11 protein-coding genes, 1 pseudogene and 1 other annotated feature are annotated in these 12,840 nt (G+C 36.5%); of the genes and pseudogenes, 10 read left to right on the top strand and 2 right to left on the bottom strand.

The window, feature by feature from the left end; translation table 11 throughout:
* The first annotated feature begins 53 nt into the window (after nt 1-53).
* The 5 genes and pseudogenes from DQN23_RS09695 to DQN23_RS05520 all read left to right on the top strand — a co-directional run bounded on the left by DQN23_RS09695 (nt 54) and on the right by DQN23_RS05520 (nt 7,478).
* Nucleotides 54-1,694, top strand: a pseudogene (locus DQN23_RS09695) (GBS Bsp-like repeat-containing protein).
* Between the two features lie 123 nt (nt 1,695-1,817).
* Entirely contained in the window at nt 1,818-5,015 is a 3,198-nt protein-coding gene (locus tag DQN23_RS05535; RefSeq protein WP_233422856.1) for a GBS Bsp-like repeat-containing protein, read from the top strand.
* Nucleotides 5,016-5,029: 14 nt separating this feature from the next.
* Complete coding sequence (locus tag DQN23_RS09065) at nt 5,030-5,611, top strand: DUF6287 domain-containing protein (RefSeq protein WP_167394763.1); 582 nt, start codon at nt 5,030-5,032, stop codon at nt 5,609-5,611.
* A gap of 105 nt (nt 5,612-5,716) precedes the next feature.
* On the top strand, nt 5,717-6,934 hold the full coding sequence (gene pepT, locus DQN23_RS05525; protein ID WP_111712881.1) for a peptidase T: 1,218 nt from the start codon (nt 5,717-5,719) through the stop codon (nt 6,932-6,934).
* A gap of 52 nt (nt 6,935-6,986) precedes the next feature.
* The gene (locus DQN23_RS05520; RefSeq protein WP_020916986.1) at nt 6,987-7,478 is read left to right on the top strand and encodes an EbsA family protein; all 492 of its coding nucleotides are present in this window, start codon (nt 6,987-6,989) and stop codon (nt 7,476-7,478) included.
* Here DQN23_RS05520 and DQN23_RS05515 read toward each other — a convergent pair.
* Nucleotides 7,468-7,662, bottom strand: coding sequence for a ferredoxin (locus tag DQN23_RS05515; RefSeq protein ID WP_006532537.1), 195 nt, complete (start codon nt 7,660-7,662; stop codon nt 7,468-7,470). The two genes, DQN23_RS05520 and DQN23_RS05515, sit on opposite strands and share 11 nt — an antisense overlap.
* Before the next feature lie 44 nt (nt 7,663-7,706).
* Here DQN23_RS05515 and DQN23_RS05510 point away from each other — a divergent pair, with 44 nt between their 5' ends.
* The 5 genes from DQN23_RS05510 to rplT all read left to right on the top strand — a co-directional run bounded on the left by DQN23_RS05510 (nt 7,707) and on the right by rplT (nt 10,231).
* Nucleotides 7,707-8,189: an SAG1386/EF1546 family surface-associated protein gene (locus DQN23_RS05510; protein ID WP_111712880.1), complete on the top strand. Its 483-nt coding sequence runs from the start codon at nt 7,707-7,709 to the stop codon at nt 8,187-8,189.
* 16 nt (nt 8,190-8,205) lie between these two features.
* Complete coding sequence (cmk, locus tag DQN23_RS05505) at nt 8,206-8,886, top strand: (d)CMP kinase (protein ID WP_058832910.1); 681 nt, start codon at nt 8,206-8,208, stop codon at nt 8,884-8,886.
* A 23-nt stretch (nt 8,887-8,909) separates the two neighbouring features.
* Nucleotides 8,910-9,037, top strand: a sequence feature (ribosomal protein L20 leader region).
* Between the two features lie 13 nt (nt 9,038-9,050).
* Nucleotides 9,051-9,581, top strand: coding sequence for a translation initiation factor IF-3 (gene infC, locus DQN23_RS05500; protein ID WP_003065423.1), 531 nt, complete (start codon nt 9,051-9,053; stop codon nt 9,579-9,581).
* A 38-nt stretch (nt 9,582-9,619) separates the two neighbouring features.
* Nucleotides 9,620-9,820, top strand: a complete 201-nt coding sequence (gene rpmI / locus DQN23_RS05495; protein ID WP_003065422.1) for a 50S ribosomal protein L35 — start codon at nt 9,620-9,622, stop codon at nt 9,818-9,820.
* A gap of 51 nt (nt 9,821-9,871) precedes the next feature.
* Nucleotides 9,872-10,231, top strand: coding sequence for a 50S ribosomal protein L20 (rplT, locus tag DQN23_RS05490; protein ID WP_000124839.1), 360 nt, complete (start codon nt 9,872-9,874; stop codon nt 10,229-10,231).
* Nucleotides 10,232-10,479: 248 nt separating this feature from the next.
* On the opposite strand, the gene DQN23_RS05485 is transcribed toward rplT, so the two are convergent.
* Nucleotides 10,480-12,606, bottom strand: coding sequence for an LTA synthase family protein (locus DQN23_RS05485; RefSeq protein WP_407697480.1), 2,127 nt, complete (start codon nt 12,604-12,606; stop codon nt 10,480-10,482).
* Nucleotides 12,607-12,840 lie beyond the last annotated feature (234 nt).

Raw genomic sequence — 12,840 nt, 5'->3', positions numbered from 1 at the left:
TTTTTCCGAATTAATATAGTGTACAACATTATATTATAAAGGAGAACAGCTTTTTGAATAAAATCAAATCAGCTTTATTGTCAATAGCTGTGCTTAGCATGGCATTTCTTACTAACTCTGCTATGGCGGATCAACAATCAGATGCGATAGTGACTAAAACACCGTTTGATGAGGTCAGCAAATCTTTTGAAGTTATGTCGCAAAAGACTAAAAATTGTAAAGATATCACTCAAATTGATGTTGCCGTTTGGTCTGAAGAAAACGGTCAAGATGATCTTAAATGGTACAATACAACTGATGTTATTAATGGTCAAGCAAAAGTTAAGGTAAATCTAGCAGATTATGGAAATAGAGCTGGATCATATATTACTCATGTTTACACAACTTATTCTGATGGTCGTGTATCGGGTACTGCCTTAGAAAGTCTTAAAATTAGTCCTAAAGCACCTCAAGTAAGTGTTAAAAATGGAGCACTTCAGCTTTCAACAGACATTAATGCACCATCTAATGGGACAATTAAATATGCTGTCTGGTCAGAAGAAAATGACCAAAATGATTTAAGATGGTATGATGATTCTGGGAAAGGAATAACAAGAGTCGATTTAAATAATCATAAAGGTTATGGAAGATATTTTGTTCATACCTATTTAGCACAAGATGGGAAATTGACTGCTATTAATGGTCAGGATATTATTATTGATAAACAAGAAATATCGTATCAAATTGTTCAAACTTCAGATAAAACCTATGATGTTTTGATTAATGATGTTCCGGAATATATTACTTCAATTACAGTTCCAGTTTGGTCAACGGTGAATAATCAAGATGATTTAAAATAGTATAAGGCAACCAAAGTTGGTGATAACTCATATAAGGCAACAATTCAGTTGTCTAACCATGGATTTGACACAGGAACATACGGTGTGCATATCTATGGCGACAACTCTATTACTAATAGTTTTGAAGCACTAAGTGGAACACCAGGATTCCACGTAGATCAGATTAGTGGTTTAGAAAATCCAGAAGTTGGTATTAGTAATGTAAACACAGAAAATGGTTTGTTTAAAGTAAATGTTATGGAAAAAGCTGTGTCTAAAAGGGTTTCGAAACTTAAGGTTCAAGTTACCTCTAAATCGAATCCTCAAAAAACAAAAACTTATGAAGCAGGTACAAGTAGTTATGGAAAAATCAGTCAAAGTATTGACTTGAAATCGATTAATAATCAAGCGGATACTTTTTCTGTAGTTGCGACTGTTATTTATTCAGATAATTTAACAGCAACATTTAATCTTTCTGATCAAAACTATAAACCAAGTGCTACACCATCTCCTCGTATCACAACATATATCAACGAAACTAATACTTATCCAGTTGGGCAATGTACGTGGGCGGTCAAGTCTTTAGCACCATGGATTCCAAACTGGCTTGGAAATGCTGGGGGCTGGGCAGTTAATGCACGTGCTAAAGGTTTCAGAGTTGGAACAACGCCAAGAGTAGGTTCAATCGTTGTTTGGCCACATGATGGTAATGGCTACGGACACGTTGCTTATGTAACAGATGTGTCAAGCAACACGCGTATTCAAGTTAAAGAATCAAACTATGCTGGTAAACAATACATTGCTAATTTCCGTGGTTGGTTTAACCCGCTCGATTCATTCTGGGGTGGTGATGTTTCTTACATTTATCCGGATTAATTTTTTAGGCAGTGATTTTGGAATCGCTGCCTTCTTTTATTTAGCGAAAGCATATGTGCTTGAGGGGCTTACAAAATCATGATAAAATGGATACGAGTAAAGAATAGAAAGAGGAGGATTGATTTGAAAAAGAATATCCTTCGAAGCTGCCTAGTATCTCCGATTATTATAGGAGCTTTTTTAAGTTCGGGGCAAGTTTTCGCTGAAGAAAACACAACCACCCAATCAACGACAGTAAATGAGAATGTTCAATCATCGGTAGAGCAATCTGGTTCACTTCAATTAAATAGTGATAGTGTTATCTCTGATGATAATGAAACAAACAACTCATTACCTTCATCTGAAGTTCAAAATGAAACTCAGAATTTAAGCGATACTGATAAGCAAGATTCAGCAATTGCTAATGGTCAAGAAGCTGAAAAAAATGCCGATGACCAAATCAGTCTAATTAATCCTTCAATTTCTGAAGATAGTAAGGAAACAGCAGGAAATTCTAAAGAGAATAATGTTGATGATTCAGCGGTACAAGAGTCACAATCAGCTGATGATACAACAGATCGTGTTTCTGATAAGACTTCATTGTCAAACCTTGCTGAGTCAAAGGTCTCAACATCAGCTGTCCAAGCTGCTAGTCAAAAGGTAACTAATCAATTAGCTGCTTCTAAAGCTGTTGTAAAAGAAGTAACCAGTGCGACCTTAACTAACAAAGGTTTTGATATTCAGTACAACCAGGCCATTCCAGCAGGTGCCAAAATCATGTTTGCCGTTTGGTCTGAGGTCAATGGTCAAGACGATCTTATTTGGTACACGGCTGATAGTAATGGACACGTCGTAGCCAAATACACTGGTTCATATGGAAAATACAATATCCATACTTACCAAAACCTCAATGGTCAAATGATTGGTTTAAACGGTCGCGCCATTGATGTACCAAAACCAAGTGCCAAGGTGACAATTACAAAGGTTAGTGGCACAACTTACAAAGTTACTGTCAGTGATATCCCAGCTTACATCACTAGTATTCAACTACCAACATGGACAGAAAAAGGTGGTCAAGATGATATTCAGTGGTATGCTACTACTCAAAATGCTGACAGCACTTTTACAAGAACCTTTAGTATCGCTGAGCACAACCTAGAAAGTGGCCAGTATAATGTTCATGTTTATGGGACAAGTGCGGTTACGAATTCGCTAACCGGTCTTACTGGCACAAGTTTTCAAGGAGATTATCAATTTGGTGATGTTAAAGTTCAACCAACTTTGACAGCAAATGGGATTCAAATTAGCATGCCAAGTGATGTTAGCTCAGATATGACTGCTTACCACGCTGTTTGGTCAGCCAAAAATGACCAAGACGATTTGATTTGGTACAAAGTTCCGGCTAACGGTCAGCTGACAGCTAAGTATACTGGTGATTATGGCACTTACCTTATCCATACTTACGCTGTGATTAAAGGTCAGATGACATGTATCAGTGCGACAAGTATTGACGTTCCAAAACCAAGTGCTAAAGCTAAAATTACTAAAGAAAGTTCAACAACTTATAAAGTCACAATTACTGACGTTCCGGTTTACATTGATAGTATTCAAGTACCAACTTGGACAGAAAAGAATGGTCAAGATGATATTCAGTGGTATAAGGCTACTAAAGCTGCAGATGGATCATATTATGTGATTTTTAGTGAAGCAACACATAACTTAGAAGCTGGTACCTACAATGTTCACGTTTATGGAAATAGTCGTGTCACAAATAGTCAAACAGCTTTACTTGGAACACGTTTTGAATCTGATTACCAATTTGGTGATGTTAAGGTTCAAGCGAGCCTAGGTCAAAATGGTATTAACATTAGCATGCCGAGCGATGTCAGCCCTAATTTAAAAGTTATGCATGCGGTATGGTCAGTTAAGAATGATCAAGATGATCTTATCTGGTATCAAGTTCCAGAGAATGGTCAATTAACAGCAAAATATACTGGCGATTATGGAACATATCTTATCCATACCTACGCTGTTATCAATGGTCAAATGACATGTATCAGTGCAACAAGCATTAATGTGCCAAAACCAGAGATTAAAGCGACGATTACAAAAGAAAGTGATGTTAAAGTTAAGGTGACTGTTTCAAATGTTCCAGTATATGTAACTGGTATTAAAATTCCAGTTTGGACAAGTTTGAACGGTCAAGATGATATTAAATGGTATCAGGCTACTAAACAATTTGACGGAATTTATATCTTAACCTTCTCGCCTAAAGAGCATAACTTTGAATCTGGGCATTACAATATTCATATCTACGGTCAAAGCCAAGTTAATTACTCATTAGAAGCTTTATCATCAACAAGTGGTGTTGATTTATCAACAGATAAGTATGTTGTTGATCCAGCAGTTTCAGTTCAAAATCATGATGCAAACAATGGGACTTTGAAAGTTCGAATTGCTGAATCTGAATACACTAAGAAGATTAAATCAGTCAGTGTTTCTGTCTGGTCAGAAAGTGATCAATCTAATCTTCATTGGTATACAACTTCTGATGTGTATGATGGTGTAGTGACTGTCATGGTTAATGAGAAAAATCATGGCTATATCAAAGGTAACTATACCGTTCACGTTTATGTTGATTTCACAGACAATACAACATCAGGATTTAACTTAGGTCAATATGCTTTGAATGCTGACGAGCCTGCACAACATGCGCCGTCTTACTTCATTGATATCAGTAGCCATAATGGGGTCATTTCCGTTAGCGACTATCAACGTTTGAAGAGTCAAGGAATTACGGGTGTTGTTGTTAAATTGACCGAAGGAACTTCATATACGAACCCATATGCTCGTGCACAAATTGCTAATGCGCAAGCAGCTGGTTTGAGAGTATCAGCTTATCATTATTCTCATTATGAAACAGCAGCAGAAGCAAGAGCAGAGGCTCAATATTTTGTTCGTGTAGCGCAATCGATGGGACTTTCAGGCTCAACGACAATGGTCAATGACATGGAAGAGTGTAGCATGCTTAACGGTGACCTTAATGCTAATACCCAAGTGTGGAAAGATGAAATGAATCATCTTGGTTACAGTAACAATGTTTACTACACGATGGCAAGTTGGTTGGACACTAAAGGTGGAAAATTAAATACAGCTAAATTTGGTTTATCAAATCTATGGGTAGCGCATTACTTGTATGCATATACTTACTTAGATCAAGAATCAGCTAAATCCTTGTCATATTATTCAAATACAGCTGCTTGGCAGTATACAAGTGTTTCACCAAAACTCTTACATGCACTTGATGAAAGTATTGATTACACAGGACGATTTACTTGGTAAAAGGAGGAACAGCGATGAAAAAGAGTTTAAAACTTGTTCTGGCTTTAGTCTTGTCACTTTGCATAGTGACAGCTTGTACAAGTCATACCAATAATCATAGCAAACAATCTTCAACAGCAACGAAAACAAGTACTAAAGTAACATCTTCAAGTTCAAGTAAAAGTAGTGCTTCGTCATCGTCAGTTTCTTTAGAAAGTCAGCCTTCATCGACTGAAGCTTCATCAACACAAGTTGAACAAGAGATTGCTCCCATTTATACAGGTGCTATTTTAAAAGCAGATTATGCTACGATGGCAGGAAATTGGCAAAATGCATCTGGAAATGTTTTAACCTTTAATAACACTGGATTAGCTACCGAAGGAATGACCCCTAATATTTTAGATATCAATCAAAATGGTATTCTACTACTAGATGTTCAGACTGGTACAAGATCAAATGTTACGTTGTATATTGTCCCAGCTAATACGGCTTTTTCATCAGATTATTTGAATGGTCAATCTGATCCAACAGATGTTTCAAAGGATCGTGTGATTTCGTCAGCTGATATCAATTCAGGCGATTTAGCTAACAAGGCATACTACCACATTTCGCAATAAATCTGTTAATTTTTGAGTGAAGCTAACCTAAAAAACAACCCTTGGAGTTGTTTTTTTTAACCGATTATGTGATATAATAGTTAACGAGAAAAATAGAGGTGAAAGATGTCTTACGAAAACTTATTAAATCGTTTTTTGACCTACGTTAAGATTAATACACGTAGTAATCCAGATAGTACAACAACGCCATCGACTCAAACTCAAGTCGATTTTGCTTTGAATGTTTTGAAACCTGAGATGGAGTCTGTTGGTTTGCAAGACGTGCATTATCTAACAAATGGTTACCTTGTTGGTACATTACCAGCTAACGATTCAACTAAAACACGTAAAATCGGTTTTATTGCTCACATGGATACAGCCGATTTTAATGCTGAAGGAATCAGCCCACAAATTATCGAAAATTATGCTGGTGGATCTATTGAACTTGGTCAATCTGGCTATGCGCTTTCACCAGAAGAGTTTCCAAATTTGAACAATTACCTTGGACAAACTTTGGTAACAACTGATGGAACAACTCTTCTTGGTTCAGATGATAAATCTGGAATTGCTGAAATCATGACAGCGATTGAATACTTGGTTGCTCATCCTGAAATTAAACACGGTGAAATCCGTGTCGGTTTTGGACCAGACGAAGAAATTGGTGTTGGAGCTAATAAATTTGATGTTGATGATTTCAATGTTGATTTTGCTTACACTGTTGATGGTGGTCCCCTTGGTGAACTTCAATACGAAACATTTAGTGCGGCAAGTTTAGAGATTGATTTCATGGGGCGTAATGTTCACCCTGGTACTGCTAAAAATCAAATGATTAATGCTTTGCAATTAGCTATTGATTTCCACAATCAATTACCAGAAGCAGATCGTCCAGAAAAAACAGAAGGATATGAAGGGTTCTTCCACTTGCATGGTATGGAAGGTGCTGTTGAAAACGCACATAGTTCATATATTATCCGTGATTTTGAAGACGAATCATTTGAAAATCGTAAAAAATTAGTTCAAGAAATCGCTGATAAGATGAACACTGAACTTGGTAAAGACTGTGTTCTTATCACAGTGAACGACCAATATTACAACATGAAGAAAGTCATTGAAAAAGATATGACTCCAGTTGAATTGGCCAAAGAAGTCATGGAAGATTTAGACATTAAACCAGTTATTGAACCAATTCGCGGTGGAACAGATGGTTCTAAAATTTCATTTATGGGTATTCCAACCCCAAACTTGTTCGCTGGTGGGGAAAACATGCACGGTCGCTTTGAATTTGTCAGTCTTCAAACAATGGAAAAAGCAGTGGATGTCATTATTGGAATCGTTCAAAAATAATTAAGCTTTATCTAAGCCTCATTCGTTAGAATTAGCTAAATGGAGGACCGCAATGATTAAAATCTTTGGAAAGATTCGATACCATTGGCAACCAGAATTATCTTGGTCAATTATTTATTGGTCAATTGCAATGGTTCCAATGTTTATCGGTTTGTCATTATTATTCGAGCGGACAAAAATACCGAGTCAATTCTTTGTTTTATTTGCTGCCTTTATTATTTTAGTTGGGTTAGGGTTCCATCGTTATTTCGTTATTGAAGAAGATGGTAAACTGCGTATTGTATCACTTAACCCATTTAAAAAATCAAGGGTTGCGATTGCACAGATTGAAAAAATTGAAGTCAATAGATCTGGTTTAGTGTTAAAAATTAAAAATCAAGCAGATAGGATTTTTTACATGCGCAAATGGCCTAAGAAGTATTTCTTAGATGCTCTAGCTGTTCATCCTGATTTTCGAGGTACAGTTGAATTGACGGATAATTTTATCAAACTTGATTATTTTGAAGCTTATAAGTCTAACAAAAAAGCTCCTACTAAATTGTAAGAGCTTTGGTTGGACAAGATTTGACAGCAAGAAGGGTGTCTTTGTCTGAATCAGGAACTGTTTGTTCTAATAAATCAGAATCAGCAAATTTTACAATGCCATCATCATGGTAATCGAATCGATTAGAGTATGTTTGGCAGAGGCCACAGGCAATACATTTTTCAGGAATTATTGATACTTTCATATTATCATTGTAATATGAATTGATATATTTAACAAGGGGACATTATGGCAAAACAACCATGGGAAGAAAAAGTAGTCGATGACAACGAAATCAGAATTAGCCGTAAAACAAAAGGTTCGGTTATCAGTACACCTTTGTTGACAGCTTTATTGAGTGTTTTCTTTGTTATTGTTGTTGCGATTTTGTTTATTGTTTTTTACACTTCAAATCGTGGTGGTGATAAAGCGTCAGAAACATCAAATTTTTATGGCGCTTCATCTAGTGTTGTTTCTTCATCTGAAGCAACAAGTTCAGAAAGCTCACAAGAATCAACGGAAGCTTCGTCTACAGATGCTAGTTCAAGTGACACAACTGAATCATCAAGTGAAGGTAATGGAGATACCATTACAGTTATGTCTGGTGAGGGTGCGGCATCAATTGCTGCGCGTGCAGGTATTTCAGTTGACAGACTCTATGAACTTAATCCTGATCACATGACTTCAGGATACTGGTATGCAAATCCTGGAGATGAAGTCCACATTAATTAGGAAGAAAAAAGGAATCATGAAATCAATTAGAATTGCGATTGATGGTCCGGCTTCAAGTGGTAAGAGTACAGTAGCCAAGATTATTGCTAAAAATCTTGGCTATACTTATCTTGATACTGGAGCAATGTACCGTTCAGCAACTTATTTAGCGTTACAAAATAATTTAACAGAAGATAATGTAGAAGAAATTTTAAAAGCATTGGCCAATAACCCAGTATCATTTGGTCGAGCAGAAGATGGCAGTCAGACTGTTTTTGTTGGGGATAAAGATGTTACTCTTGCTATTCGTCAAAACGATGTGACAAATAACGTGTCATGGGTAGCAGCTATTCCAGAAGTTCGCGAAGAACTTGTTGAACAACAACGTCGTATTGCTAAAAATGGTGCCATCATTATGGATGGTCGTGATATTGGTACAGTTGTTTTACCCGATGCTGAACTTAAAATCTTTTTGATTGCTTCTGTTGAAGAACGTGCAGAACGTCGATTCAAAGAAAACAAAGAAAAAGGAATCAAAACTGATTTTAAAACACTTAAACGTGAAATCGCAGAACGTGATTATAAAGATAGTCACCGTAAGGTTTCACCATTAAAAGCAGCAAAAGATGCCATCACATTTGATACAACTGGTGTTGGTATTGACGGCGTTGTGAAATTTATTCAAGAAAAAGCGAAAAAAATCATTGACATGGACTAGTCTCTATGATAGAATATAATCAATGAGAAAAGCAGAAGTGATAACTTCTCGCCTTGCGACTACGGTTGTCTGGCCCAACATGTCAAAGATTCTGAATGGAATATTACGTGTGTGCGGGCTTGATTTATCAAGTCCGTTTCGTTTTTCTCTAAAAAAATAAAGAGGTGAAGATCATAGCTAAGAAAGATCTATTCATTAACGATGAAATCCGCGTTCGCGAAGTTCGTCTCGTTGGTCTTGATGGTGAACAACTAGGAATTAAACCATTGTCAGAAGCACAAGCTATTGCTGATGATGCAAATGTTGACTTGGTTCTAATTCAACCACAAGCTACGCCACCTGTTGCTAAAATTATGGACTACGGAAAGTTCAAATTTGAGTATCAAAAGAAACGTAAGGAACAACGTAAAAAACAAAGCGTTGTGACTGTTAAAGAAGTTCGTCTTAGCCCAGTTATCGATAAAGGTGACTTCGAGACTAAACTTCGTAACGGCCGTAAATTCCTTGAAAAAGGAAACAAAGTGAAAGTCTCAATTCGCTTTAGAGGTCGTATGATTACTCACAAAGAAATTGGAGCAAAGGTACTGGCGGAATTTGCAGAAAGAACGCAAGATATTGCTATTATTGAGCAAAGAGCTAAAATGGATGGACGTCAAATGTTCATGCAACTTGCTCCAATTCCAGACAAGAAATAATTGTCAATTTTAAACTATTTTAAGAGGAGAATTTTAAAATGCCAAAACAAAAAACTCACCGCGCATCAGCTAAACGTTTCAAACGTACAGGTTCTGGTGGATTGAAACGCTTCCGCGCATTTACTTCACACCGTTTCCACGGTAAAACTAAAAAACAACGTCGTCATCTTCGTAAAGCAGCTATGGTGCACTCAGGAGATTTCAAACGTATTAAAGCAATGCTTTCAGGTCTTAAATAAGACTAAAGTAATTACTCGATATTATTAAGAATTATTTGGAGGAGAATATAAATGGCTCGTGTTAAAGGTGGCGTTGTATCACGCAAACGTCGTAAACGTGTATTGAAACTTGCTAAAGGTTACTATGGTGCAAAACATATCTTGTTCCGTACTGCAAAAGAACAAGTAATGAACTCTTACTACTATGCATACCGTGACCGTCGTCAGAAAAAACGTGATTTCCGTAAACTTTGGATCACTCGTATCAATGCGGCAGCTCGTATGAACGGTTTGTCATACTCACAATTGATGCACGGTTTGAAATTGGCTGAAATCGAAGTTAACCGTAAAATGCTTGCTGATTTAGCAGTTAACGATGCAGCAGCTTTCACAGCTCTTGCAGATGCAGCTAAAGCTAAACTTGGTAAATAAGAATTAATAAAGGCTAACCTTTGGTTAGTCTTTTTTTGTCTTTATGGTTCTATATCAATAATTTATAGATTTAGTATAAAATTTGATTAGTCTGATAGGAGAAGCAAAATGGCTGCCCTAAGAGTTAGTTGTACAATGAAAGTATTGTTCTTTATTCACCGTGCTTTCGATGAATTTTTATCAAACTTAGAAATGAAGGTATCAAAAAAGTCTTGCTAAACCTAGCAAGACTTTTTAATTATGAGTACTTATTCAGAGCTTGAGCTATTTGAACTTTCGTGAAGTTGCATGTAGCTTGGTGATTTGAAGAGATCGACTGTTGATTCGTCACCATTTTCGCTATATAGACTAGTTGACTCGTCACCACGTTTTTTCTCGATTGATTTAAGTGTTTTAAGAGAATGTGTATAAGAAATTGAAGAACTATCGACTTCTTTTAGACCATTCTTATCAAATCGAAGTAGGTCACCAGTTTGAACTTCGTCGCTGACAGAAAGTTGTTTAGCAACAGCATCGCGAATAGCTTTAGTTGCTGCTTGAGTGTTTTCGTCAGGGTTTGTAATTTCTTGACCCGAGTCAGTGTAGTAGAGATGGCCGCTATAACTTGTATAAGTTGGTGTCACATAATCGCCTGATGTTCTAAAGGCTACGATTTGTTTATTATCGCTAGAAAGCAAGTCTTGTCCTAGTTGAACGTAGTTGCTTGTATCGATACCTAGCAAGTGTAGAAGCGTTGGTAAGTTGTCAACTTCACCACCAAAAGTGTTGCTAATGTGTCCTTCAGTAAATCCTGGAATATGAATCATGTAAGGAACACGTTGTAACATGGCGTTATCATAACCAGTCCATGTTTCAGAATCTTTTCCAAGAAGTGGCGCCAAATCAGTGTTTCTTGAGTTTGAGATACCGTAGTGATCACCGTAGAGGACGATAATCGAATTATCATATAAACCAGATTCTTTCAAATAATCAAAGAAAGCTTTGACGGCAGAATCTAAGTAGTTAGCAGTTGCGAAGTAACCGTTGATTGTTTCATCATCGGTTTTAGCTAATGGGAAACCTTCTTCATCAGAATTACCAGCTAAACTTGTGTATGGGTAGTGGTTACTTACGGTAATAAATTTAGTATAGAAAGGTTGTTGCATGTGCTCAAGGTATTTAATTGAATCAGCAAACATGTATTTATCATTCAATCCATATTGGAATGAGTTTTCACTGTTTTGTTTTGTGAAATATGATGAATCAAAGAAGTAGTTGTAACCCCATTGTTTATAGGCATTATTACGGTTCCAGAAGGTACCAACGTTACCGTGGAAAACAGCACTTGTGTAATCATCAGTTTGTCCAAGGATTGCTGGGGCAGCGTAAGCAGTATTTGTTCCACCATAGTTAACAAGGTATGAACCACTGCTGAGACCAAATAATGACGTTTCCATCAAGGTTTCAGCATCAGATGTTTTACCGGCTTTAACTTGGTGGAAGAAGTTTGAGAAAGCAAGGGTTGAATTTGAGTGATATAGCGAGTTCAAGAACGGAGTGACTTCATATGATTTTCCGTCAACTTGCAAATGGTAATCAATCAAAAATTGTTGGAAACTTTCTAAGTGGATAACAATGACGTTTCGTCCTTTAGCAATACCAAAATATTTTGAATTTGGTGCTGCATAATGCTCTGACACATATTCTTTAGCTTCTTTTAAATCAGAAGCAGTAGCTTCGCTACGAACTTTTTCTGTTTGATAAGTTTGGTTAGCACTATAGGCTGTAAATGATGGCAAGCCAAGCGCTCTAACCACATAAACATTTGAAAAACCACGAGTTAACAATTCAGGTCGATCAATTTCAGCCATGAAAAGGTTAATTGAAAAGAATAGAGTTGATAAGGCCGTAATAGCAAAGCTTGCACGCTTGTTAAATGGACGATTATCAACTTTGATTTTCTTAGTAGCAAATAGAGCAAGAAGAACGACGTAATCAATAATGTAAATAATATCCCAAACACGTATCAGGTTAACAGCTGAATCACCAAGACCAGCAGAAACTTTACTACTTGCTAGCATAGCACTTACAGTAATGAAATCCGAAAATTCACGGAAATAAATCGCGTTAGAAATAAGTAGAAGATTTAATATTGTGTAGATAATCCAACTAACGATATAAAAAACACGCGTTCTCTTAATATAAAGACTTAACCCGAGTAGAAGCAATCCTAGCGGAATAGGATTGATAAGTGAGAGTAAAAGTTGATACGGATTCTCTAGTCCGAGACTAAAGTCAACGTGATAAGCCCACATAGTTTTTAGCCAATACAAGACTAAAAGTGTCAAAATAAATCCCAAACGTGTGTTCACCACGTGAGAGATAATTTGTTTCATTTTTTTCACTGTAGGAACTTCCTTTATTCTTTTTTTCCTAAAGATAAAATCTCAGTTTCAATTATATCACAAAGATAAATTTTTTAGTATAAGGAACTGTAGCGGATTTTAAGGCAAAATTTCGGTTAAGCGACCACTATTTTTAGTGTATTAGACGTAAAAATGACTCTGTTATCTAGTTTACTCCTCTAATCCTTCATAAAGTCCCCCTCAAAAGTTGATTCTTATGCCTGT

This window comes from Streptococcus lutetiensis, assembly GCF_900475675.1.
In the GTDB taxonomy this organism is placed as follows: domain Bacteria; phylum Bacillota; class Bacilli; order Lactobacillales; family Streptococcaceae; genus Streptococcus; species Streptococcus lutetiensis.
The sequence above is the reverse complement of the archived record's forward strand: the minus strand, read 5'-3'. Positions and strand labels throughout refer to the sequence as shown.